This window comes from Streptomyces lydicus (genome assembly GCF_000717345.1).
GTDB classification, from domain to species: Bacteria; Actinomycetota; Actinomycetes; order Streptomycetales; family Streptomycetaceae; genus Streptomyces; species Streptomyces lydicus.
Map to the genome: position 1 here is coordinate 38,870 of NZ_JNZA01000007.1, position 23,343 is coordinate 62,212.

25 protein-coding genes are annotated in these 23,343 nt (G+C 72.3%); 14 read left to right on the forward strand and 11 right to left on the reverse strand.

The annotated features are described in order from the left end of the window. Position 1: 1 nt before the first annotated feature. The 3 genes from cbiQ (at position 2) to OO62_RS07670 (ending at position 2,834) form a co-directional block, all read left to right on the forward strand. The gene (gene cbiQ / locus OO62_RS07660; protein ID WP_033266494.1) at positions 2-763 is read left to right on the forward strand and encodes a cobalt ECF transporter T component CbiQ; all 762 of its coding nucleotides are present in this window, start codon (positions 2-4) and stop codon (positions 761-763) included. Beyond that, entirely contained in the window at positions 760-1,530 is a 771-nt protein-coding gene (locus tag OO62_RS07665; RefSeq protein WP_033266495.1) for an energy-coupling factor ABC transporter ATP-binding protein, read from the forward strand. The genes cbiQ and OO62_RS07665 overlap by 4 nt, the downstream gene beginning before the upstream one ends. Positions 1,531-1,634: 104 nt before the next feature. Continuing rightward, on the forward strand, positions 1,635-2,834 hold the full coding sequence (locus OO62_RS07670) for a serine hydrolase domain-containing protein (RefSeq protein ID WP_033266496.1): 1,200 nt from the start codon (positions 1,635-1,637) through the stop codon (positions 2,832-2,834). A gap of 252 nt (positions 2,835-3,086) precedes the next feature. Here the strand turns inward: OO62_RS07670 and OO62_RS07675 are convergent, their stop codons facing one another. The 4 genes from OO62_RS07675 to OO62_RS07690 all read right to left on the reverse strand — a co-directional run bounded on the left by OO62_RS07675 (position 3,087) and on the right by OO62_RS07690 (position 8,119). Further along, positions 3,087-3,938 carry an EamA family transporter gene (locus OO62_RS07675; RefSeq protein WP_033266497.1) on the reverse strand — a complete coding sequence of 284 codons (852 nt, stop codon included), beginning with the start codon at positions 3,936-3,938 and terminating at the stop codon, positions 3,087-3,089. After that, the gene (locus tag OO62_RS07680; RefSeq protein ID WP_033266498.1) at positions 3,935-4,471 is read right to left on the reverse strand and encodes a YbaK/EbsC family protein; all 537 of its coding nucleotides are present in this window, start codon (positions 4,469-4,471) and stop codon (positions 3,935-3,937) included. The genes OO62_RS07675 and OO62_RS07680 overlap by 4 nt, the downstream gene beginning before the upstream one ends. An 84-nt stretch (positions 4,472-4,555) precedes the next feature. Then, positions 4,556-6,211, reverse strand: a complete 1,656-nt coding sequence (locus OO62_RS07685) for a penicillin-binding transpeptidase domain-containing protein (RefSeq protein ID WP_033266499.1) — start codon at positions 6,209-6,211, stop codon at positions 4,556-4,558. Between the two features lie 168 nt (positions 6,212-6,379). Then, on the reverse strand, positions 6,380-8,119 hold the full coding sequence (locus OO62_RS07690; protein ID WP_033266500.1) for a dolichyl-phosphate-mannose--protein mannosyltransferase: 1,740 nt from the start codon (positions 8,117-8,119) through the stop codon (positions 6,380-6,382). Positions 8,120-8,207: 88 nt separating this feature from the next. Here OO62_RS07690 and rsmI point away from each other — a divergent pair, with 88 nt between their 5' ends. From rsmI to OO62_RS07720, 6 genes are all read left to right on the forward strand, one after another. Further along, on the forward strand, positions 8,208-9,125 hold the full coding sequence (gene rsmI / locus OO62_RS07695; RefSeq protein WP_033266634.1) for a 16S rRNA (cytidine(1402)-2'-O)-methyltransferase: 918 nt from the start codon (positions 8,208-8,210) through the stop codon (positions 9,123-9,125). A 264-nt stretch (positions 9,126-9,389) separates the two neighbouring features. Continuing rightward, positions 9,390-9,899, forward strand: coding sequence for a hypothetical protein (locus tag OO62_RS07700; protein ID WP_033266501.1), 510 nt, complete (start codon positions 9,390-9,392; stop codon positions 9,897-9,899). A gap of 33 nt (positions 9,900-9,932) precedes the next feature. After that, a complete protein-coding gene (locus OO62_RS07705) occupies positions 9,933-10,808 on the forward strand; it encodes a TatD family hydrolase (protein ID WP_033266502.1) in 876 nt (291 codons plus the stop codon). Between the two features lie 74 nt (positions 10,809-10,882). Continuing rightward, positions 10,883-12,130, forward strand: coding sequence for a resuscitation-promoting factor (locus tag OO62_RS07710; RefSeq protein ID WP_272868189.1), 1,248 nt, complete (start codon positions 10,883-10,885; stop codon positions 12,128-12,130). After that, positions 12,127-13,005: a 16S rRNA (adenine(1518)-N(6)/adenine(1519)-N(6))-dimethyltransferase RsmA gene (gene rsmA / locus OO62_RS07715; protein WP_033266504.1), complete on the forward strand. Its 879-nt coding sequence runs from the start codon at positions 12,127-12,129 to the stop codon at positions 13,003-13,005. The genes OO62_RS07710 and rsmA overlap by 4 nt, the downstream gene beginning before the upstream one ends. After that, a complete protein-coding gene (locus tag OO62_RS07720) occupies positions 13,002-13,901 on the forward strand; it encodes a 4-(cytidine 5'-diphospho)-2-C-methyl-D-erythritol kinase (protein ID WP_033266505.1) in 900 nt (299 codons plus the stop codon). The genes rsmA and OO62_RS07720 overlap by 4 nt, the downstream gene beginning before the upstream one ends. Before the next feature lie 129 nt (positions 13,902-14,030). On the opposite strand, the gene OO62_RS07725 is transcribed toward OO62_RS07720, so the two are convergent. Together OO62_RS07725 and OO62_RS07730 are read right to left on the reverse strand one after the other, a co-directional pair. Then, positions 14,031-14,249 (reverse strand): DUF397 domain-containing protein, encoded by a 219-nt coding sequence (locus OO62_RS07725; RefSeq protein ID WP_033266506.1) that lies wholly within the window; start codon positions 14,247-14,249, stop codon positions 14,031-14,033. After that, positions 14,230-15,087: a helix-turn-helix domain-containing protein gene (locus OO62_RS07730; RefSeq protein ID WP_033266507.1), complete on the reverse strand. Its 858-nt coding sequence runs from the start codon at positions 15,085-15,087 to the stop codon at positions 14,230-14,232. Before OO62_RS07730 ends, OO62_RS07725 begins: the two co-directional genes overlap by 20 nt. 199 nt (positions 15,088-15,286) lie before the next feature. Between OO62_RS07730 and OO62_RS07735 the strand changes: the two genes are divergently transcribed. The 3 genes from OO62_RS07735 (at position 15,287) to OO62_RS07745 (ending at position 16,584) form a co-directional block, all read left to right on the forward strand. Next, the gene (locus OO62_RS07735) at positions 15,287-15,544 is read left to right on the forward strand and encodes a hypothetical protein (protein WP_228332699.1); all 258 of its coding nucleotides are present in this window, start codon (positions 15,287-15,289) and stop codon (positions 15,542-15,544) included. Then, a complete protein-coding gene (locus OO62_RS07740; RefSeq protein WP_033266508.1) occupies positions 15,541-15,879 on the forward strand; it encodes a hypothetical protein in 339 nt (112 codons plus the stop codon). Before OO62_RS07735 ends, OO62_RS07740 begins: the two co-directional genes overlap by 4 nt. Before the next feature lie 141 nt (positions 15,880-16,020). Then, complete coding sequence (locus OO62_RS07745) at positions 16,021-16,584, forward strand: dihydrofolate reductase family protein (RefSeq protein ID WP_033266509.1); 564 nt, start codon at positions 16,021-16,023, stop codon at positions 16,582-16,584. Positions 16,585-16,623: 39 nt separating this feature from the next. Here the strand turns inward: OO62_RS07745 and OO62_RS07750 are convergent, their stop codons facing one another. Together OO62_RS07750 and OO62_RS07755 are read right to left on the reverse strand one after the other, a co-directional pair. Next, complete coding sequence (locus tag OO62_RS07750; protein WP_033266510.1) at positions 16,624-17,361, reverse strand: alpha/beta hydrolase family protein; 738 nt, start codon at positions 17,359-17,361, stop codon at positions 16,624-16,626. Positions 17,362-17,424: 63 nt separating this feature from the next. Further along, positions 17,425-17,790, reverse strand: a complete 366-nt coding sequence (locus tag OO62_RS07755) for a hypothetical protein (RefSeq protein ID WP_033266511.1) — start codon at positions 17,788-17,790, stop codon at positions 17,425-17,427. Between the two features lie 161 nt (positions 17,791-17,951). Between OO62_RS07755 and OO62_RS07760 the strand changes: the two genes are divergently transcribed. Continuing rightward, positions 17,952-19,751, forward strand: a complete 1,800-nt coding sequence (locus OO62_RS07760) for an ABC-F family ATP-binding cassette domain-containing protein (protein WP_033266512.1) — start codon at positions 17,952-17,954, stop codon at positions 19,749-19,751. Positions 19,752-19,808: 57 nt separating this feature from the next. Here the strand turns inward: OO62_RS07760 and OO62_RS40160 are convergent, their stop codons facing one another. Then, entirely contained in the window at positions 19,809-20,180 is a 372-nt protein-coding gene (locus OO62_RS40160; protein WP_063738986.1) for a DUF6881 domain-containing protein, read from the reverse strand. 289 nt (positions 20,181-20,469) lie between these two features. Here OO62_RS40160 and OO62_RS07770 point away from each other — a divergent pair, with 289 nt between their 5' ends. Further along, positions 20,470-21,198 carry a response regulator transcription factor gene (locus tag OO62_RS07770; RefSeq protein ID WP_033266513.1) on the forward strand — a complete coding sequence of 243 codons (729 nt, stop codon included), beginning with the start codon at positions 20,470-20,472 and terminating at the stop codon, positions 21,196-21,198. A gap of 12 nt (positions 21,199-21,210) precedes the next feature. Here the strand turns inward: OO62_RS07770 and OO62_RS07775 are convergent, their stop codons facing one another. Both OO62_RS07775 and OO62_RS07780 read right to left on the reverse strand, forming a co-directional pair. Beyond that, complete coding sequence (locus OO62_RS07775; protein WP_033266514.1) at positions 21,211-21,519, reverse strand: hypothetical protein; 309 nt, start codon at positions 21,517-21,519, stop codon at positions 21,211-21,213. A 32-nt stretch (positions 21,520-21,551) separates the two neighbouring features. After that, the gene (locus OO62_RS07780) at positions 21,552-23,222 is read right to left on the reverse strand and encodes a sodium:solute symporter family protein (RefSeq protein ID WP_033266637.1); all 1,671 of its coding nucleotides are present in this window, start codon (positions 23,220-23,222) and stop codon (positions 21,552-21,554) included. Positions 23,223-23,343: the final 121 nt, after the last annotated feature.

The window sequence follows — 23,343 nt, forward strand, 5'->3', positions numbered from 1 at the left end:
GATGGGCGCCGGCCACGCCCACAAGCTCTACCGGCACGGACACTCGCCGGTGCACGCCCTGCCCGCGCACTGCAAGATCGCCGCGGTCTTCTGCTTCGTGCTGGTCGTCGTCTCCACCCCGCGCGAGGCGGTCTGGGCCTTCGGGCTCTACGCCCTGCTGATCGCGGCCGCCGCCGGGGCGGCCCGGGTCCCGGCCGGGTTCCTGCTCAAGCGGCTGCTGATCGAGGTGCCGTTCGTCGCCTTCGCCGTCCTCATGCCGTTCGTGGCCGAGGGCCCGCGCGTCCACGTCGCCGGACTCGGGCTGAGCGTCTCCGGCCTCTGGGGCGCCTGGAACATCCTCGCCAAGGGGACGCTCGGCGTCGCCGCGTCCGTGCTCCTCGCCTCCACCACCGAGCTGCGGGAACTCCTGCTCGGCCTGCAGCGGCTGAGGATGCCGCCGCTGCTCGTGCAGATCGCCTCCTTCATGATCCGCTACGGCGATGTGATCACCGACGAGATGCGGCGGATGCGGATCGCCCGGCTCTCCCGCGGCTTCGAGGCCCGCGGGGTGCGCCACTGGGGCGTGCTCGCCAAGTCCGCCGGCGCGCTGTTCATCCGCTCCTACGAGCGTGGCGAACGCGTCCACCTCGCCATGGTCAGCCGCGGCTACACCGGCACCATGCCCGTCATCGACGCGACCACCGCCACCCGCACACAATGGACCCGCGCGGCCGTCCTCCCGCTCGCCGCGCTCGCCGTCTGCCTCCTGGGATGGACCCTTTGAGTACCACCACGCCCGCGCCCGCCCCCTCCCTGCACGTCTCCGGCCTCGCCTACGCCTACCCCGACGGCCACCAGGCCCTCTTCGGCGTCGACCTGACCGTCGCCCGCGGCGAACGGGTCGCCCTCCTCGGCCCCAACGGCGCCGGCAAGACCACCCTCGTCCTGCACCTCAACGGCATCCTCGAAGCGGGCGCCGGCAGCGTCGCGGTGGCCGGGCTCCCGGTCGCCAAGGGCAACCTCGCGGAGATCCGCCGCCGGGTCGGCATCGTCTTCCAGGACCCCGACGACCAGCTGTTCATGCCCACCGTCCGCGAGGACGTCGCCTTCGGCCCGGCCGCCGCGGGCCTGCGCGGCGCGGAACTCGACGCCCGGGTCACCGAGGCGCTCACCCGCGTCGGCATGGCCGACTTCGCCGACCGACCCCCGCACCATCTCTCCTTCGGCCAGCGCCGCCGGGTCGCCGTCGCCACGGTGCTCGCGATGCGCCCCGAGATCCTCGTCCTCGACGAGCCGTCCTCCAACCTCGACCCGGCCTCCCGCCGCGAACTCGCCGACATCCTGCGCTCGTTGGACGTCACCGTGCTGATGGTCACCCACGACCTGCCGTACGCGCTGGAGCTGTGCCCGCGCTCCGTCGTGCTCTCCGGCGGCGTGCTGGTCGCCGACGGCACCACCCAGGACCTGCTCTGCGACGAGGAACTGATGCGGAACCACCGGTTGGAGCTGCCCTTCGGCTTCGACCCGCGCTCGGTCACCGTCCCCCGGTGACGTCCCGGCACCCCCTCGCCGTGTGAGGAACACCACGGGCCGTGGCCCTGGTCATCAGCACCGATCCGCGCGTTGCACCATTGATGGGTCACGCAAAGCGACGGATGAACGGGAAGCGGGAAACAGTGGTGGACGTCCAGGGCACGGTCGAGGACGGCTTCGAGCCGGTCCGGGACGCCTTCGTGGCCAACTTCACCGGACGCGGGGAGCGCGGCGCGGCGGTCGCCGTCTACCGGCACGGGCGCAAGGTCGTCGACCTGTGGGGCGGTACGAAGGACGGCGACGCCTCCGACGGCGCCGCGCCCTGGGAGGCCGGCACCGCGCAGGTGATCCGGTCCGCGACCAAGGGCATCGCCGCCCTCGTCCCGCTGCTGCTGCACCAGCGCGGACAGCTCGACCTGGACGCGCCGGTCGGCACGTACTGGCCCGAGTTCAAGGCCGCCGGCAAGGAGCGGGTGCTCGTCCGTCATCTGCTGTCCCACCGCGCCGGACTGCCCGTCCTGGACACCCCGCTCACCCCCGAGCAGGCGATCGACGGCGTCAGCGGCCCCGCCGCGGTCGCCGCCCAGGCGCCCGCCTGGGAGCCCGGCACGGACCACGGCTACCACGCCCAGACCTACAGCTGGCTCCTCGGCGAGCTGGTGCTCCGGGTCACCGGGCGCACCCTCGGCAGCTGGATCGCCGAGGAGATATCCGGGCCGCTCGGCCTCGACCTGTGGATCGGTCTCCCGGAGGCCGCGCAGTGCCGCGTCGGCCGGCTCGCGGACCTCGAACCGCCGGCGGCGCCCGCCGCGTCCGGCCTGCGCGTCCGCCCCAAGCGGTCCGTCGCCGACGCCTACGCCGATCCCGCCTCGCTGACCAGCCGCGCCTTCGGCGCGATCTCCCCGGCTCCGGACGAGAACGCCGCGGCCTACCGCGCCGCCGAACTCCCCGCCTCCGCGGGCGTCGCCACCGCCCGCTCGCTGGCCCGCTGCTACGCCGCGCTGATCGGCGCCGTCGACGGCCACCCCCGCCTCTTCGCGCCGGCGACGCTGACCCTCGCCCGCACCGAGGAGTCCGCCGGCCTCGACCGCACCCTCCTGGTCAACACCCGCTTCGGCCTCGGCTTCATGCTGCACGGCCCGGCCTCGCCGCTGCTGGCCCCCGGCTCCTTCGGCCACCCCGGCCGCGGCGGCGCGCTGGCCTGCGCGGACCCCGAGAGCGGCCTCGCGTTCGGCTACGTCACGAACGGGATGCAGCGCAACGTCACGGCGGACCCCCGCGCGCAGGCGCTGCTGAGGGCCGTCTCCCGAGCCGCCGGCTGACCCGGGGGCTGTCGTTTTTCCCCTCCTCCCACCGGGCGGGAGCGCCCCACCGACGGGAGGGGGCGGGCCGGAGGGGGCGGGGTTCCGGACGTAGAGCGAAGCAAGTCCGGAAACCCGCCCCCGGAGGCCCGACACCGGCACCCACCACGAACCGGGCGCCCCCCGGCCCACCACCTCTCCGCTCCCGCCGAAGGCGGGAAACAGCAACCCCCACGGCGGGCCGGCCGACGACGTGGGAAGCAACCTCACAGGTCAGCCCGGATGCAGCATCAGCGCGATCCCCGCCACCATCAGCCCCGCCGCCGCGATCCGCGGAGCGCCGAAGCGTTCCTTGAAGAAGAGGGCGCCGATCGCGGCGCCGACGATGATGGACGATTCGCGCAGGGCGGCGATGGGGGCGAGCGGGGCCCGGGTCTGGGCCCACAGGACCAGGCCGTAGGCGAAGACCGACAGGACGCCGCCGGCCAGGCCGCGCAGGGCGAACGGGCGGAGCTGGCTGAGGAGTTGCCCGCGGCGGACGGCGAGCGCGTAGGCGGGGATGACGATGCCTTCGAGGATCATCAGCCAGCCGATGTAGCCGAGGGCGGTGCCGGAGGCGCGTACGCCCAGCCCGTCGACGGTGGTGTAGGAGGCGATGGCCAGGCCGGTGGCGACGGCGGCGAGGAGGGCCGGCCACTGCGGGTGGCTGCCGGAGCCGCGGATGCCCCACAGGGCGACGCCCACCAGGCCGGCCGAGGCGAGGGCGACGCCGGCGAGCGCCCAGGGACCGGGGATCTCGTGGACGAAGACGGCCGCGAGGACGGTGACCACGAGGGGCGCGGTGCCGCGGGCGATGGGGTACATCTGGCCGAAGTCGCCCAGCTGGAACGACCGCATGAGCAGGGCCTGGTAGACGATGTGCAGCACGGCGGAGCCCAGGAGGAAGGGCCAGGCGCCGGCGGCGGGCAGCGGTGAGCAGCCCGCCAGGACGGCGCCGCAGAGCGCACCGCCGCCGCCGACGAGGGTGAAGGCGAGCAGTTGGTCGCGTATGCCGTGGGCGATGGCGTTCCAGCTGGCGTGGGTGACGGCGGCCAGCAGGACGGCCGCGACGACGAGCGGGGTCATGCGGTGCGCTCGCGCACGTCCACCACGCGGCCCCGGGCGTGGTCGATCAGGGCGGCGGGGGCGAGCGGGAAGACGGTGTGCGGGGTGCCGGCGGCGGCCCAGACGGTGTCGTGGGCGAGCAGTCCGCGGTCGGCCAGCACGCGGGTGCGGGTGCGGTGGCCGAAGGGCGGTACGCCGCCGATGGCGTAGCCGGTGGTCTCGCGGACCAGCGTGGCGTCGGCCCGGCCGACCTTCGTCGCCCCGAGTTCGGCGCGGACCCGCTCCAGGTCGACGCGGGAGGCGCCGTCCATCAGGACCAGGACCGGTTCGCCCTCGCCGGAGCCGGGCGCCTCGGGGGACCCCCACACGGTGAAGATCAGGGACTTGACGATCTGCGCGAGGTCGCAGCCGACGGCCGCCGCGGCCTCGGCGGCGGTGCGGGTGGCCTCGGGGAAGCGGCGGACCTCGACACTCAGCCCCAGCTCCGCGAGCGCCTCGGCGAAGCGGGGGTGGGCCTGGGATGCCGCGGGTGCGGTGGACGCGGAATCGGTCATGGCCCGCAGGCTAGCGAAAGCTGTACGGGCCACGCGAAGGGAATCCGGTGGCTGGGACGGGGGCCCGTGGGCCCCCGTCGTGGCTCAGTGCGCGGTGAGGATGGCGCGGACCACCGGGCCCGCGTTGGAGCCGCCGTGGCCACTGGCCGGGACGACGGCGGCCGCGGCCACGTCGTCGCGGTAGGCGGTGAACCAGGCGTTGGGCTTCTTCTGGTTGTCGACCTCGGCCGAGCCGGTCTTGGCGCCGATGTCACCGCTGAGCCCGGACATCGCCTCGGCGGCCGTACCGGCGGTCGCGGTCAGCCTCATCAGCGACTTCAGTCCGCTGAGGGTGGCCGGCTTCATGGTGCGGGCGGCCTTGGCGAAGGGCCGGTTGTCCAGCGTCGGCGCGACGATGTACGGCTGGTGGAACGAGCCGGCGCGGACCGTCGCGGCGAGCGTGGCGACGTTCAGCGGGTTCATCCGTACGCCGCCCTGCCCGATCAGCGAGGCGGCCATCTGCGCGTCGTGCTGCACCGGCACCGCACCGTCGAAGGTGGGGATGCCGGTCTGCCAGTTCAGGCCGATGCCGAAGACGTCGCGGGCCTCGTTCGTCAGGTCGTCGTCGCTGAGGTCCTTGGCGTGCGAGATGAAGGCGTTGTTGCAGGAGGCGGCGAAGCTCTGCGCGAAGGTGCCGTCCTTGATCTCGGACTTGTTGAGGTTCTGGAACTTCCAGCCGCCGACCGTGACGTACTTGGGGCAGGGGTTCTTCTTGCCCGGCGAGGTCAGGCCCTTGTCCATCAGCATCGCCGAGGTGACGATCTTCATCGTCGAGCCGGGGGCCAGCGAACCCTGCGTGGCCATGTTGAACCCCTTGGCCGGGGAGTTGGCGAGCGCGAGGATCTCGCCGGTGCTGGGCTTGACCGCGGCAGCGGACGCCGACTTCTTGCCCGCGACGGCCTTCTCGGCGGCGGCCTGGAGGCCCGCGTCCAGCGTGGTCTTCAGGGTGCCGGGGGTGCCCTTGGAGAGCACCTTCAGGGTCTTGTCGGGCAGCTGGTCGGCGGGCTTGGCGCTCTTGGCGCGCTTGATGAACAGCTCCACGCCGGGCTTGCCGTCGGTCTTGTCGCCGTACTTGTCGCGCAGGCTGTCCAGCACCCCGGCCAGCGACGGATGCGCCTGGGGGGTCAGCTCGGCGCCGTTGCGGTCCACGGCCTTGATCGGGGGTGCCTCGGCCTCGCCCGTGCGCAGCTGGTCACCCTTGGCCAGGCCCGGGTGGAGCACCGCCGGCTGCCAGGCGATCTGCGGCTTCCCGGTGGTCTTGTCGCGCTGCACGGTCGCCGAGGTGCGGTAGGTGTACGGCGCCTTGGTGCCCTTGTAGTCGATCTGCGCGGCGACCGTGTACGGGACCTTGTCGCCGGCCGGGGTGCCCGGGGTCACCGTCACCTTCGAGAACCTGGCCTGCTTGCTGAAGGTCTCCAGCGCGGCCTTCGCGGCCGCCGGGCTGTCGGTGAGCCCGGCCGCCTTGGCGGCGTCGCCGGACTGCCAGGCGGTGAGGAACTGCTGCCCCGCCGTCTGGACCTCCTTGGCCGACAGCGGGCCGGTCGGGATCTTCGGCCCGGCCCCGCCCGGCTTGGCGTCGGCCGACCTGACCTCCTGCGGGGAGGCGTCGTCCGAGCCGCCGAACAGCGTGAAGCCGCCCACGACTCCCGCCACCAGGGCCACCGAGCCGCCGATCAGCCCGTACTTCACCTCACGGCGCATTGCCACCGATCCCCTCCCAGGAGTCTCGTCCTTGAATACGCACACAAGAACGTGCACCGCACTCTAAGGGACACGGGGAAGTGGTCGAGTCTCGATCCGGGCACGGTCCGGTGACGCGCTGTTGTACAGCTGTGACGGAATTGTCGAAGAGCGCGCCGGCCTCCCGCCTCACACCCAGCTGTCGAACCACATCCGGTGGTGCCAGGCCGACTTGGGGATCGGCATACCGGTATAGAGGGGATAGAAGTAGATGAAGTTCCAGACGATGAGAAGCACCAGGACACCGGCGCCGACCGCGCCGATGGTCCGGCGGCGTTCGGTGGAGCCCGGCGGGCCGATGAGCGCGCCGATCATCATGGCCAGCGCCAGGCACAGGAACGGGACGAACACCACCGCGTAGAAGAGGAAGATGGTCCGCTCCTGGTAGAGGAACCACGGCAGGTAGCCGGCCGCGACCCCGCAGGCGACGGCGCCGGCCCGCCAGTCCCGCTTGAACAGCCAGCGGTACAGGACGTAGAGCAGCGCGAAGCAGGCCGCCCACCACAGCAGCGGAGTGCCCAGCGCCAGCACCTCGCGGGCGCAGCCCTCGGCCGCGGTGCAGCCGTCCTGGCCGGCCTTGGGGTCCTCGTAGAAGTACGAGACCGGGCGGCCGAGGACCAGCCAGCTCCAGGGGTTGGACTGGTAGGTGTGCGGGGTGGTCAGGCCGGTGTGGAAGGCGTAGACCTCGGTCTGGTAGTGCCACAGGCTGCGCAGCCAGTCCGGCAGCCAGGTCCAGCCCGCCTTCTGGCCCTCGGGGGTGGTCGCCCAGTCGCGGTAATAGCCGCCCTTGGTGGCGATCCAGCCGGACCAGGACGCCAGGTAGGTGGCGAGGGCGACGACGACCGTCGAGCCGAAGGCGGGCAGGGCGTCACGGCGTACGGCGGAGCGGAAGGGGCGCCGGGCGCCGGCCGTACGGCGGGCCGCGACGTCCCACAGCACGGACATCAGGGCGAACGCGGCGAGGAAGTACAGGCCGTTCCACTTCGTCGCGGCGGACAGGCCGAGGCACAGGCCGGCCGCGATCCGCCAGGGGCGCCAACCGAGCCGCAGCCGGTCGCCGACCCCGGCGTCGGGGCGCGCCAAGCCGTCGGGGCCCAGCGGCAGCGCGTCCGCCAGCCGGCCCCGGGTGCGGTCCCGGTCGACCAGCAGACACCCGAACGCGGCCACCACCCAGAACATCACGATCAGGTCGAGCAGCGCGGTGCGGCTCATGACGAAGTGCAGCCCGTCCACCGCGAGCAGGGTGCCGGCCAGGCAGCCCAGGGCCGTCGAGCGCAGCAGCCGCCGCCCGATCCGGCAGACCATCAGGACGGACAGCGTGCCGAGCAGCGCCACCATGAACCGCCAGCCGAAGGGGTTCATCCCGAACACCCACTCGCCGAGCGCGATCAGCCACTTGCCCATGGGCGGGTGCACCACGTACGAGTGCTCGGGCGAGAGCAGGATCTGCGGCGGGTGCCCGACCAGGGCGTCGTTGGCGTTCTTGGCCCAGGTGCCCTCGTAGCCGTACTGCAGCAGCGACCAGGCGTCCTTGGGGTAGTACGTCTCGTCGAATATCACCTTCCGCGGGCTGCCCAGGTCCCAGAACCGCAGCACGCCGGCGAACAGCGTCACCAGCAGCGGACCGGCCCAGCCCGACCAGCGCGCGAGCCGGGCCGCCGCCCGCGGGCCCACACCGAACGCCGCCCACATCCGGCCGCCGGGCTCCGGGAAGGCGGGCACCAGCCGCGCCCGGACATCGGCCTGCGGGCGCGCCGGGTACCCGAAGCGGCGCAGGCGCCGCTGCCACACGGGGGGCTGCCCGGCCGGTTCCGGGGCGCGGTGCGCGGCGGCGTCGGTCGCGGTGGTCTCACTCGTCACCCGGCCCATCGTAGGGAAGCGGCCTGTGGACCGGTGCGGAGCGCCACCGGGGATGGCGCCGGACGGGGACGCGGCCCCGCCCTGGGAGGATGGGCGGGTGACTGGAACGCTGGTACTTGCAGGGACGCCCATCGGTGAGATCGCGGACGCGCCGCCGCGACTCGCCACCGAGCTCGCGGCCGCCGATGTGATCGCCGCCGAGGACACCCGGCGGCTGCGCCGGCTGACCCAGGCGCTGGAGGTGACTCCGGCCGGCCGGATCGTGTCGTACTTCGAGGGCAACGAGGCGGCGCGGACCCCGGAGCTGGCCGACGCGCTGGCCGGCGGCGCGCGGGTGCTGCTGGTCACCGACGCCGGGATGCCGTCGGTCTCCGACCCCGGCTACCGCCTGGTGGCCGCGGCCGTCGAGCGCGGCATCAAGGTCACCGCCGTACCGGGCCCGAGCGCCGTGCTCACCGCCCTGGCCGTCTCCGGGCTGCCGGTGGACCGCTTCTGCTTCGAGGGGTTCCTGCCGCGCAAGGCCGGCGAGCGGCGCTCCCGGCTGAGCGAGGTCGAGGGCGAGCGCCGCACGCTGGTCTACTTCGAGGCGCCGCACCGCCTGGACGACACCCTGGCCGCGATGGCCGAGGTCTTCGGCGCGGACCGGCGGGCCGCGGTCTGCCGGGAGCTGACCAAGACCTACGAGGAGGTCAAGCGCGGCCCGCTGGGCGAGCTGGCGGCGTGGGCGGCCGAGGGGGTGCGCGGCGAGATCACCATCGTGGTCGAGGGCGCGCCGCAGAGCGGGCCGCAGGAGACCGACGCCGCGGAGCTGGTGCGCCGGGTGCGGATCCGCGAGGAGGCGGGGGAGCGGCGCAAGGAGGCCATCGCCGCGGTCGCCGCGGAGGCGGGGCTGCCCAAGCGGGAGGTCTTCGACGCGGTGGTCGCGGCGAAGAACGCCGAGAAGGACGCCGCGAAGGACGCCGCGAAGGACGGAAAGGGCGCCGGGAAGCCGGGGAGTCCTGAGAAGAACGGTTAGCGGAATCCGGTCACCAGCGGGGGTCACGAAACCGTCCGCCGGGGAATGATGCGCAGCGCACGGCGAAAACCGACTCATCAGAAGGTAAACGGCTGGCCGGAAAGGTAAAGCGCGGGCCGAGGCAATGGGGTGATTTTCCTACCGTCGGCCAAATCTGCGCCAATACCACCGGCGATCAGCTGCGTCGCGGCCGGGAAAGGCGTCCACTGGGTGAGGGAACGAACCGTTCCCGAAGACCTTGTCCAGCGGACAAGAGGAGCGCACATGAGCGAAATCGCCAAGACCACCGGCGCACCCACGACCAGCGGCGCCCACCCCCAGCCCGAGCCCGCCGCGCACGAGGCGTACTCCTTCGCCTGCATGAGGTGCGGCCACGGCTGGGAGCAGGCGTACGAGATAGTCCACCAGCTCGACGGCAAGGGCGAGCTGCATGTCGTCTATTACGCGGACGGCGAGCGGGTGCCCTCACCACTGAGCCACCCCGACTGCCTCAAGTGCAGCAGCAACATCGTCCGCATCATGCGCTCCGGTCAGGTCACGATGGTCTCCGACGCGATCGCGCACCTGCACCAGCGCCAGCCCGGCAGCGGCCGCAGTGCGAAGCACGACCGGCACGACAAGCACGGGAAGCCCGAGGAGAACGCCGACGGAACGGTGCCTGCCGCAGCGACCCGGGGGCGCACCGGCAGCACCGCCGAGGACGGCCCGGACGCCGGCAAGCACCACTGGCACCTCTCCGACCTGCTGCACCCCTTCCAGCACCACCGCAGGTGAGGCGCCGGCCGCGGTCCTCGTAGGATCGCGGCCATGGCACCGCAGGACAAGAACACCCCGCCGCCGCTGCCCGAGCCCCTTCGGGTGGCGGTCGCGGACTCGCACACCCACCTGGACATGCAGGAGTGCACCGTCGAGGAGGCGCTCGCCAAGGCCGCCTCCGTCGGGGTGACCACCGTGGTCCAGGTGGGCTGCGACCTGGCCGGCTCCCGGTGGGCCGCGGACACCGCGGCCGCGCACGACGCCGTGCACGCCACCGTGGCCCTGCACCCCAACGAAGCGCCCCGGATCGTGCTCGGCGACCCCGATGGGTGGTCGCGGCAGGGCGCCAGGGAGCCCGGCGGGGACGCCGCCCTGGACGCCGCGCTCGACGCGATCGACGCGCTCGCCGCCCTGCCGCACGTCCGCGGCGTCGGCGAGACCGGCCTCGACTACTTCCGTACGGGCCCGGACGGCATGGCCGCCCAGGAGCGGTCCTTCCGCGCCCACATCGAGATCGCCAAGCGGCACGACAAGGCCCTGGTCATCCACGACCGCGAGGCCCACGACGACGTCCTGCGGATCCTGCGCGAGGAGGGCGCCCCCGAGCGGACCGTCTTCCACTGCTACTCCGGCGACGCCGCGATGGCCGAGATCTGCGCCGAGGCCGGCTACTTCATGTCCTTCGCCGGCAACGTCACCTTCAAGAACGCCCAGCCGCTGCGCGACGCCCTCGCCGTCGCCCCGGCCGAACTGGTCCTCGTCGAGACCGACGCCCCCTTCCTCACCCCCGCCCCGTACCGCGGACGGGCCAACGCCCCGTACCTCATTCCGGTCACCCTGCGGGCGATGGCCGAGGTCAAGGGGCTGACGGAGGACGCCCTGGCCACCGCGGTCGCGGCGAACACCGCCCGCGCCTTCGGTTACTGAGCCGCCGGCCGGCCGGCGGCGCTGCGCCACGGCCGCGAGCCGGGGCGCCGCGGGGCCATCCGAGGTACCCCGAAATGACCACTTTACGTATCGGTGTGACTTTGGCGAGGTATCCCCGCTCCGCTACATTCCGCCCGTCAACCGCATCCGGGCATGTGGAGCGCGCCGTGAGCCATTCACCAAGCACCCACCGCGCCGCGCGCAGCCGTCGCAGGCGCCGCGCCGCACACCCCGAAGCGCTGCGCCGGCTGCTGCCCCGGGCCGTGGTCGTCGCCTTCCTCGCCGGCGGCACCACCGCCTTCATCGCGCACGACAAGGCCGTCCGGCTCACCGTCGACGGCACCCCGCGCACCCTGCACACCTTCGCCCACGACGTCGACGACCTGCTGGCCGACGAGCACCTCGGCATCGGGGCCCACGACATCGTCGCGCCCGCCCCCGGCACCGAGCTGACCAGCGGCGACGAGGTCGTCGTACGGCACGGACGACCGGTCGTGCTCACCATCGACGGCCACCGCCGCACGGTGTGGACCACCGCCGGCACCGTCGCCGAGACGCTCCGCCAGCTCGGCGTCCGTGCCGAGGGCGCCTACCTGTCGGCCTCCCGCTCCCGCCGGATCGAGCGGCACGGCATGGAACTGGCGGTCCGCACCGAACGCTCGGTGGTCTTCCTCGCCGACGGCCGCGAATACCGCATCCGCACCAACGCCGCCACCGTCCGCCAGGCGCTCGCCGAGGCCGGCCTCGGGCTGCGCGACCAGGACACCACCTCGGTGCCGCCGGACAGCTTCCCGCGCGAGGGCCAGACCGTCTCCGTACTGCGCATCACCGGCTCCAAAGAGGTCCGCGAGGAGCCCGTCCCCTTCCGCACCGTCCACCGGCCCGACCCCACGCTGACCCGCGGGACCGTCTCCGTCGTGCAGCAAGGACGGCCCGGCGTGCGGCGGGTCACCTACCGGCTGCGCACCGTCAACGGCGTCAAGCAGAAGCCGAAACGATTGCGCACCGAGGTCGTGCGCGCCGCGCGCCCGCAGATCGTGCACCTCGGCACCCGCGTGCTGCCCCGCACCGTGCGCGGCGCCGAGCACCTCGCCTGGGGCGCGCTGGCCCGCTGCGAGGCGGGCGGCCGCCCGGACGCGGTCGACTCCTCGGGCACCTACGGCGGGCTCTACCAGTTCGATGTCGCCACCTGGCGGGCCCTCGGCGGCCGGGGCCGCCCGCAGGACGCCCCCGCCGAGGAGCAGACCTACCGGGCCAAGAAGCTGTACATCACCCGGGGGGCGACTCCCTGGCCGGTGTGCGGCCGTAAGCTTCACGGGTGAGCAACAGCAGCACCGACGACTCCGGCCCCCTCCTCGGGCCCGCCGACATCCGCGAGCTGGCCGGCGCGCTGGGGGTACGTCCCACCAAACAGCGCGGCCAGAACTTCGTCATCGACGCCAACACCGTCCGCCGGATCGTGCGGACCGCCGAGGTCCGCCCCGACGACGTGGTCGTCGAGATCGGACCGGGCCTGGGCTCGCTGACCCTGGGACTGCTGGAGGCCGCGGACCGGGTCATCGCCGTCGAGATCGACGACGTGCTGGCCGCCGCGCTGCCGAGCACCGTCGCCGCCCGGCTGCCCGGGCGCGCCGACCGCTTCGCGCTGGTGCACAGCGACGCGATGCACGTCACCGAGCTGCCCGGCCCCGAGCCGACCGCGCTCGTCGCCAACCTCCCCTACAACGTCGCGGTGCCGGTGCTGCTGCACATGCTCGCCACCTTCCCGAGCATCGACCGCACCCTGGTCATGGTCCAGTCCGAGGTCGCCGACCGGCTGGCCGCCCGCCCCGGCAACAAGGTCTACGGCGTCCCCTCGGTCAAGGCCAACTGGTACGCGGAGGTCAAGCGGGCCGGCGCCATCGGCCGCAACGTCTTCTGGCCGGCGCCCAACGTCGACTCCGGCCTGGTCTCCCTCGTCCGCCGCGACAAGCCGGTCGAGACCTCGGCCACCCGCGCCGAGGTCTTCGGCGTCGTCGACGCCGCGTTCGCCCAGCGCCGCAAGACGCTGCGGGCCGCGCTGGCGGGCTGGGCCGGCTCGGCCGCCGCGGCGGAGGCCGCGCTGGTCGCCGCGGGCATCTCGCCGCAGGCCCGCGGGGAGGCGCTGACGGTGGAGGAATTCGCACGGATCGCGGAGATGCGGGAGGCGGGCAAGTGACGGAGTCGGTGACGGTACGCGTCCCCGCGAAGGTCAATGTGCAGCTGGCGGTGGGCGCGGCCCGCCCGGACGGCTTCCACGACCTGGCGAACGTCTTCCTCGCGGTCGGCCTTTACGACGAGGTCACCGCCACCCCCGCGGACACCCTGCGGGTCACCGCCGAGGGCCACGACGTCGACCAGATCCCGCTGGACCGGACGAACCTGGCGGCCCGCGCCGCCGAACTGCTCGCGGCCCGCCACGGCATCGAGCCGCGGGTGCACCTCCACATCACCAAGGACATCCCGGTCGCCGGCGGCATGGCCGGCGGCAGCGCGGACGCCGCCGGCGCGCTGCTGGCCTGCGACGCCCTGTGGTCCACCGGCGCCTCCCGCGACGAACTCCTCGCCCTCTGCGCCGAGTTGGGCAGCGATGTGCCGTTCAGCCTGGTCGGTGGGGCGGCCCTGGGCCGGGGCCGCGGCGAACTGCTGACCCCGCTCACCGTCGGCGGTGCCTTCCACTGGGTCTTCGCGGTCGCCGACGGCGGGCTGTCCACCCCGGCCGTCTACCGCGAGTTCGACCGCCTGACCGCCGGGACCGACGTCCCCGCCCCCGAGGCCGACCCCCGGCTGCTGGCCGCCCTGGAGAGCGGCGACGCCACCGCCCTCGCCGCGGTCCTCGCCAACGACCTCCAGCCCGCCGCCCTCTCGCTGCGCCCCACGCTCACCGCCACACTGGAGGCCGGCACCGCCGCCGGCGCCCTGGCCGCCCTGGTCTCCGGCTCGGGACCGACCACCGCCTTCCTGGCCAAGAACGCGGAGGCGGCCCGGGAGGTGGCGGCGGCGCTGCTGGCCTCCGGCACCTGCCGCCAGGTACGGGTCGCGGACTCGCCGGCGGAGGGGGCGACGGTCCTTTAGCGGGGCGGGCCTTAGGGAGTGGGCGAACGGATCCCGTAAGGGGTGCCTGCGCCCCCTTCGGGGCCACAACGCGGCGGGGGCGGGCGGGTATTCCCGCAGCCGCCCCCTGACGCGCAGGGCCCGGGTGACTCAAGCGCCGGGCAGGCCCGCGTCCTTGACAGCGGTGACGAAGGACGACCAGGCGGCTGCCGGAAAGACGAGCGCCGGCCCGTGCGGGTCCTTGGAGTCACGAACGGGAACGATATGGGGGAGGCCGTCGACCACCTCGACGCAGTTCCCGCCGTCGCCGCTGGTGTAGCTGCTCTTGCGCCACACAGCGGTGCTCAAGTCAACGTCGCTGTTTGCCATTTCGGTAGTCCTCTACGGCCGCATCGATCATGGTGAGGGACGCCTCAGGAGCGAGTGCGGCGGCCCTGAGCCGATCGTATGCCTTGCGGTAAGTCTTCACGAGAGCCGGATCGTCGATGGTGTCGCCGCTGTACTCGGACTCCAGGTACGCCAGCGGGGGAGCGTCCGGGAACGTCATGAGCTGCAGCAACCCCACCAGCATGAGGGGATGCGGCCCACAATTCCACGGAAGAATCTGTGGAATGATCCGGTGGCGTTTCGTCAGCGCCGAAATGCGACCGAGCTGATCGGCCATCTCTTCCGGAGGCAGGAGCGGGCAGCGCAGCACTGATTCGGAGAGGATCACCCAGTACTCAGGAGTCCGGTGATCGTCCTCGAACAGCTGGGCCCGCGCCATGCGGGCGCTCACCTTCTCCTCCACCTCTTCGGGAGTCATCAGTGGGTGCGTCGCTCGTACCAGTGCCCGCGTGTACGCGGCGGTTTCCAATAATCCGGGAATGAGCGTCGGACACCACTCCTCGATCGTCTCCGCGCGCTTCTCGGCCTCCAAGGTGTGCTCGAACCAATCGGCATGTCCACTCCGCCTGGCCCTGCGCACGTCCTCACAACGCCGCTGGAAGAAGCCGTCCGTCTTCAACACCCGGTCCACGTGCTCGGCCAGCTCCGCCGGCATCCGCCGCTCGCCGCGTTCGATCTCGCTCAGGTGGCTCGGGCCGTAGAAGCTGCCCTCCACCAGCTGCTGGAGCGTGAGCCCGGCCAGCTCGCGCTGGTAGCGCAGCTCCTTGCCGTAGAAAGTGGGGACTCCGGCCGAGCCGTCAATGTCCTTGCGCCGTGCCACGGTTCACCGCCGTACCTGTTGCTGATTCCCGGTCGTTGCGGGACGGGCCGCGCGGCTCCCGCAATTTCCCCCACGGCACACCGCGTGTACCCGGACCACGACCGGGCGCCCAACCCTCTTTTACGCTACGCCGAGTGACGTCACGCTGTGAGTGCTTCGTCACAATGCGCACAGGGAAGTGCAAAGGGATATGCGAGACATGCACAGCGAACCGCCCACGAAAACGCACCGCGAACCGCACCGCGAACCGCACTGCGACCCGCACGACGACGTGCACGACAGCGCCGCGGAGCTGCGTACCGCGCTCCAGGACCACGGCATCACGCTGCCGTCGCTCGGTGTCGACCTGCCCGGTTTCGCCGGCGCCTACGGCGTCCCGCTCGTCGCCCTCGGTAACTGCAACGCGGCCACCGCCCGCCGGCTCGCCGACGCGCTCCGCAAGGCGGCCCCCCGTTGAACCGCACCACCGAACTGGTCCGCACGCTCCTCGAACCGCTGCTGAACCGGCTGGTGCCCGGCCGGGGCGGTCACCGGGCGACCAGCAGCACCGGCGCCCTTTCCGCCACCGCCTGGTCACCGGCGCCCCCGGCGCGCCGCCTCGTCCGCGCGCACCGGGTGCCGCCCGGCCTGCTCCCGCTGTGCGGTGCGGGCGGCCACGTCGTCCGCCCGTACGCCAACACGGCGGGAGGAGGGCGGCGGCCGCCCGTGGACCAGGTCGCCAGGCGCCGGGAACTGGAGGAGAGCGTGCGGAGGCTCAACACCTGGTCGTCCGGTGGGGGTGGGCGCCGTTGAGGCCACCGCCCGTGGGGCCGGGAGCCGCACGCCGCGCAGGCAGCCGGCCGGTGGCCCGGTCCACACGAGCCCGCGAGCCGCGGCGGGCCGTGCGGCGGCCGGCGGCCGTACTGTCGAACCCGTCACCGAGGAGGACTTCCGATGCGCAGCGTGACCTATTCGATGAACGTCTCACTGGACGGCTACATCGTCGGACCGGACGGCGGCTTCGACTGGACGGCGCCGGACGAAGACGTCTTCCGCTTCTGGATCGACGAGATCCGCGGGGTCGGCGTCCACCTGATGGGACGACGGCTGTACGAGACGATGCTGTACTGGGAGACCGCCGATCAGGATCCCTCGCTCGACGCCGCCATGCTCGAATGGGCCGCGCTCTGGAAGCCGCTCCCGAAGGTGGTGTTCTCCACCACGCTGTCGGCGGTGCAGGGCCATGCACGCCTGGCCTCCGGCGGTCCGGCGGAGGAGATCGAGCGGTTGCGAGCCGAGCCGGGGGAGGGCGAGATCGCGATCGGCGGCGCGACCCTCGCCGCCGAGGCGGCCGCGGCGGGTCTGATCGACGAGTACCGGGCCATGGTCCACCCGGTGCTGGTCGGCGGGGGCACTCCGTTCTTCCCCCGGCACGAGCGCCGGGTGGATCTCGAACTCGTCGAGACCCGGACCTTCAGCTCGCGAGTCGTCTACCTCCACCACCGCGTGGTGCGCTAGCCGGCTTTTCCACCGAGCCCCGGGAAGAACGGGGGCTTCCTAGCTCCCGGCCGCCGTCGCCAGTACCTCGGCCACCAACTGCCCCGCCCGTACCGCGTGTTCCGCGGTCGTCGGCAGGCAGCGGTCCGACGCCGGGTCGTACGCCGTCATGATCACGCCGGCGTGGTCGGTGTCCGGCTCCTGGAGCGTCACCGGGCGGCCCGCGGCACGCAGCGCCTCGGCCAGCTCGCGGGAGCAACGGGGGTCCACCACGGTGTCCCGGCTCCCGTGCACCAGGCGGACCGGGACGGCCGGGTCCAGGCCGTCGGCGACGTCGGCCAGCGGGCCCACGCCGGTGGTGATCGCCGGCAGGTCGTAGCGGCCCGCGACGCCGACCACCGCGGCGGGCCGCCACCCTCCGGTGACCTCGGGCCGCAGTGCGACACCCAGCGCCGCCCCCGCCCCGGCCGACCAGCCGGCCAGCACCAGCGACTCCCCGTCACCGCCCAGCCCGGCCGCCCCCGCGCGGACGAACGCCAGCGACTCCAGCAGCTGCGACCGGCCGCGGTCCGCGGCGTCCGAGGCCCAGTCCGGTACGAGCACCAGCAGGCCCCGCGCCGCGGCCGTCCGGGCCAGCGGTTCGAGGATGTCCCGCTCGTCGGGGCCGATGCCGTGCCAGAGCAGTACGGTCCCGGCCAGCCGCGCCGCCGCCGGGCGGTACACGTCCAGCCGCTTGCCGCCCGGGCCGTAGACCAGCCCCCGTACCGTCTCCACTGTCGTACCTGTGTCGGATGTCATGGACGCGACGCTAGCGGACGGGCGGCCGCGCCCCTCAGGCGCCCGCGACGCCCGGCGGCCTCCTCAGGCGCCCGCGATGCCCAGCGACACCAGCCAGGCGAGGGCCAGCACGCACGGCGCGGCGAGCAGGCAGACCACACCCGCCGTGCGCCGGCTGCCCATGCCGACGACGGTCAGCACCGCGGCCGTGACGGCGGCGGCGACGGGCAGGAAGGCAACGGTCTGCTGGCCGCCCGTCGAGCAGATCGGGCGTGCGTCGCCCTCGAAGCAGTTGTCGCTGGCCATGACGAACAGCGGCACGATCACCGCGGTGAGCCCGGCGCCCGCCAGCAGGAGCAGGCCGAGGACGAGACGGCCCAGGACGGCGCCCACCCCGTGCCGGGGCCCGTCGAGGGGCGGCAGCACGGCCGGTGCCTGGTGGTTGTTCATGGTGCACAAGGTATGCCCGCCGCACGCCGCCGCCATCGGTACGGCTACTCACCGGCTACCCAGGTGTCGGCCCGCCCCGGTGGGGATCTCCGCTCCGGGTCGGCGGCTTCCGCACGCCGACTAGGCTGGGAAGGTCGATCGACCCGAAGCGCAGGAGTGAGATGGCCGTCAACCTCGTCAATCTGGAAGCCGTCGGCAAGGTCTACGGAACCCGTGCCCTGCTCGACGGTGTCTCCCTCGGCGTCAACGAGGGGGACCGGATCGGCGTCGTCGGGCGCAACGGCGACGGCAAGACCACCCTGATCCGGATCCTCGCCAAGCTGGAGAGCGCCGACGACGGCCGGGTCACCCACTCCGGCGGCCTGCGGCTCGGGGTGCTGACCCAGCACGACTCCCTCGACCCGGCCGCCACCATCCGCCACGAGGTCATCGGCGACCTCGCCGACCACGAGTGGGCCGGCAACGCCAAGATCCGCGACGTGCTGACCGGCCTCTTCGGCGATCTGCACATGCCGGGCTTCGACAAGGGCCTGGACACCGTCATCGGCCCGCTGTCCGGTGGCGAGCGGCGCCGTATCGCGCTCGCCAAGCTGCTGATCGCCGAGCAGGACCTGATCGTCCTCGACGAGCCCACCAACCACCTCGACGTCGAGGGCATCTCCTGGCTCGCCCGCCACCTGCGCGCCCGCCGCTCCGCCCTCGTCGTGGTCACCCACGACCGCTGGTTCCTCGACCAGGTCTGCACGCGCATGTGGGACGTCCAGCGCGGCGATGTCCACGAGTACGAGGGCGGCTACAGCGACTACGTCTTCGCCCGCGCCGAGCGCGAGCGGATCGCCGCCACCGAAGAGGCCAAGCGGCAGAATCTGATGCGCAAGGAGCTGGCCTGGCTGCGGCGCGGCGCCCCGGCCCGTACGAGCAAGCCCCGCTTCCGCATCGAGGCCGCCAACGAACTGATCGCGGACGTCCCGCCGCCCCGCGACAACGCCGAGCTGATGAAGTTCGCCAGCTCCCGCCTCGGCAAGACCGTCTTCGAGCTGGAGGACGTCAGCGTCCAGGCCGGGCCGAAGGTCCTCCTCAAGCACCTGACCTGGCAGCTGGGCCCCGGCGACCGGATCGGCCTGGTCGGCGTCAACGGCGCCGGCAAGACCTCGCTGCTGCGGGCGCTGGCCGAGGCGGCCCGGACGCAGGGCGACGCGCAGCCGGCCGGCGGCAAGATCGTCGTCGGCAAAACCGTCAAGCTGGCCTACCTCTCCCAGGAGGTCGGCGAACTCCCCCCGACGCTGCGGGTGCTGGAGGCCGTCCAGCAGGTGCGCGAGCGGGTCGACCTGGGCAAGGGCCGCGAGATGACCGCCGGCCAGCTCTGCGAGAAGTTCGGCTTCACCAAGGAGAAGCAGTGGACCCCGGTCGGCGACCTCTCCGGCGGTGAACGCCGCCGCCTCCAGATCCTCCGCCTCCTGATGGACGAGCCCAACGTCCTCTTCCTCGACGAGCCGACGAACGACCTCGACATCGAGACCCTGACCCAGCTGGAAGACGTCCTCGACAGCTGGCCCGGCTCCCTCATCGTCATCAGCCACGACCGCTACTTCATCGAGCGCACCACCGACCGCGTCCACGCCCTCCTCGGCGACGCCACGCTCCGGATGCTGCCCCGCGGCCTGGACGAGTACCTGGAGCGCCGCCAGAAGGTCATCGAGGCCGCCACACCGTCCCCCGCCCCGCAGGCCACGGCCCCCAAGAAGGCCGCCGCCGTCAACCGCGCCGCCCAGAAGGAACTCCAGAAGATCGAGCGCCAGTTGGACAAGCTCGGCGACAAGGAGAGCAAGCTCCACGCCCAGATCGCCGAAAACGCCACCGACTTCGAAAAGGTAGCCGGCCTCGACGCCCAACTCCGAGAGCTCACCGCGGAGAAGGAAGAACTGGAAATGCGCTGGCTGGAGCTGGCGGAAGAGTCGTAAAGGGGATGTTCGGGGAAAGGGTGGCGGCCGTCTCGGATATCTCTTACCGGGAGCCTGCTACCTACCCTGGAGGGGCGCGGCCTGGCCAACCGCGTCCCCCTGGTCTCCCGATGCGTGGCAGGTGAGGGCGGGAAGGGGGCAGGGTTCCGGGGCTGCCCCTGCCGCTGTCCATACGGCTTCGAAGTCGCCTTCCGTGAGGGCGAATGCAGAGAATTCAGGCTGCGCCGCAACGTCTTCGAATTTTCCGACCGGGCCTTCGCTCAGCCCAATTTCTGCGGTCTCATCACTTCCATCGGTGCGCAGCAGTCGCTGATCTCGATACTCCTGGACCTTGCGCGTCTCGTAGCCCTCTTCGTCGATTTCACTGAAGAGCGTTACCGGCTCTTCCTCGAAATCGTGATGCCAGATGACTTTCCAGTACCGCATCATGTGGCGGGCCCCCTCCCTGTTTTCACCTCACCTGCTCAGGCCACTCTGGCACGCGGCACTGACCGGGTAACCCGTCTGCCCAGGCCGGCGGGGCGCCATGGCCTCCTCGATGCCCCCCGCGCCCCCACGCCGACGGCGCCAATCGGCCCCGAATGGGCGGGATTCCAGCATTCCGGGGGTCTTCTCCCCGGTAGGGGGCGCGCTCCGGCAGTCGAGCGTGTAGCTTCCCGGGGACGAGTGGCCCGGCCGGGGCCGCGCGGGGGCCCGCCGGGGTGGAGGGGGTTGCTCGATGGGCGTGCGGCTCATGGTGGTCGACGATCACCGTTTGCTCGCGGAGGCGCTCGCCTCGGCGCTGAAGCTGCGCGGGCACCGTGTGCTGGCGGCCGCCGCGCCGAGCGCCGGGGCCGCGGACCTGGTGGTGAGCCGGGCGCCGGAGGTGTGCCTGCTGGGCACCGCGCAGCCCGCCCAGCCGGGTGCCTTCGACCCGGTCGTGCGGATCAAGAAGGAGCGGCCGCAGGTCGCGGTGGTGGTGCTGGGGCCGGTGCCCAGCCCGCGCGGGATCGCCGCCGCCTTCGCGGCCGGGGCCTCCGGGTACGTCCGCAACGACGAGCGGATCGAGGGCGTGGAGCGCGCCATGATGAAGGCGCGGGCGGGGGAGTCGGCGGTCTCGCCGCAGCTGTTGCAGCAGGCTTTCGAGGAGCTGCTGCACCCCGCGGCGCAGCCGGACGACGAGGGCGCGCGGCTGCTGGAGCTGCTCACCCCGCGCGAGGTCGAGGTGCTGATGCGGGTCGCGGACGGTGAGGACACCCGGCTGATCGCGGCCGGGATGGACATCGCGCCGAGTACGGCGCGGACGCATGTCCAGCGGGTGCTGATGAAGCTGGAGGTGGGCTCGCGGCTGGAGGCCGCCGCCCTGGCGGCGCGTACCGGGCTGCTGGACCGGGCGGGCAGCGGCCGGGCCGGGCGGACGACGGCGGCGGGACCGGAGGATCCGGCCCCGCCGCGGCAATCCGGGTGAGCGACGCCCGGTTCAGCCCTTCGCGGGCTCGTTCTCGGCGGCGGCCGCCAGTTCTGCGGCGGTCGGTGGGACGGCCGGCCGCAGCTTCAGCCAGACCAGGAAGAACAGGCCGAGGGCGAGCATGCCCAGGCCGGTCCACAGGTTGATGTTGATGTCCTGGGCCTTCTTGAGGTCCGCGTCGCCGGCCGTCAGCCCGGCGATGGTGACGATCACGCCGTAGACGACGAACAGGCCGCCGATGATGAGCCGTACGTCGAAGAGCCGCGCGGCGGTCGCCGATTCGCGCTCCAGCTCCTCGACCTCGTGCTGGTGGTCACTCATGGTGGGTCAACTCCGCTGGTGTGGGGCCGGTGTCAGAAGGAGAACGGGATGTAGCAGACGGCGGCGAGGACGACCGCGCCCCAGCCCAGCAGGGCCGGCTTGCGGTACCAGGCGTCGTCGCCCTCGGCGGGCAGCTCCTCCATGCCGGGGGACCTCGTGCCGTAGACCAGTCCGGCCAGCGACTCGGCGGGCCGGGGTTTGGTGACCAGGGTGACCACGACCATCACCAGCGCGCCGACGACGAACGCGACGATCGAGGAGACGAAGTTGGCGCCCTGGTCGGAGGGGATCGCGATGATGCCCTGCTTGTAGAACCAGAAGTAGTTGACCATCGCGGCGGCGGTGCCGGACAGCAGGCCCCAGAAGCCGGCGGCGGCGCTGGTCCGCTTCCAGAACATGCCGATGATGAAGACGACGAACAGGGGCACGTTGAAGAAGGAGAAGAGCGTCTGCAGGTAGTTCATGATGTTGCTGAAGGACGAGGCGATGAAGGCGGTGCCCATGCCGATCAGCACGCCGACCGCGGTCACCACACGGCCCGTCTTCAGGTAGTACGCGTCCTCGCGGCCCTTCTTCAGGTACGCGGCCCATATGTCGTTGGTGAAGACCGTGTTGAAGGACGACACGTTGGCGGCCATACCGGCCATGAAGGCGGCGAGCAGGCCGGTCACGGCGATGCCGAGGACGCCGTTGGGGAGCAGGTCGCGCATCAGCACCGGGATGGCGTCGTTGTACTGCAGGCCGTCCTTGGACTTGCCCAGCGTCGGCTCCATGACCAGCGCGATCAGGCCGGGCACGACGACGACCATGGGTATGAAGATCTTGGGGAAGGCGGCGATCAGCGGGGTGCGCTTGGCGGCGGAGAGGTTCTTCGCGGACAGCGCGCGCTGCACCTCGGCGAAGTTGGTGGTCCAGTAGCCGAAGCTCATCACGAAGCCGAGGCCGAGGACGATGGTGAGCCAGTTCGCGCCGAGCGGGTTGCCCTCACCGATGCCGGTGCCCTTCCAGGCGGTCAGGAACGCGTCGCCGTGCGAGGAATTCAGCGAGTGGGTGAGGCCGTCCCAGCCGCCGACGCGCTTGAGGCCGACGACGGTCAGCGGGATCAGCGCGGCCAGGATGACGAAGAACTGGAGCACCTCGTTGTAGATCGCCGAGGTCAGGCCGCCGATGGTGATGTACGCGAGCACGAAGAAGCCGGCGACGACGATGGCCACCCACTGCGGCCAGCCGAGCAGCGCCTGCAGCACGATCGCCATCGCGTAGAGGTTCACGCCCGCGATCAGGACGGACGAGACGGCGAAGATGATCGAGGAGAGCAGGTGCGAGGAGGGGCCGAAGCGGTGCAGCAGGAATTCCGGCACCGAGCGGACCTTGGAGCCGTAGTAGAACGGCATCATCACCAGGCCGAGGAAGACCATCGCCGGGATGGCGCCGATCCAGTACCAGTGGACGGTGTAGGCCCCGTACTGCGCGCCGTTGGCGGCCATGCCGAGGATCTCGGTGGCGCCGAGGTTGGCGGCGACGAAGGCCAGGCCGGTGACCCAGGCGGGAAGTGACCGCCCGGAGAGGAAGAAGTCCAGGCTCGTCCGCACGCTCCGTTTGGCCGCGAATCCGATGCCGAGGACGACGATGAAGTAGAGGGCCAGGATCGTGTAGTCGAGCCCGTTGGTGGGGAGCCGTAGCCCTTCGGCCAGGGTGATCATGTCGGAGCTCACTTCCGGGGGTCCGGGGTCGCCCCCGGAGGACGCGTCATTGCGTGCGAACTGAACGCACAGAAAGCTACGCGCGGCCGGTCAGAAACTGAACACTTTTGTTCGATCGAGT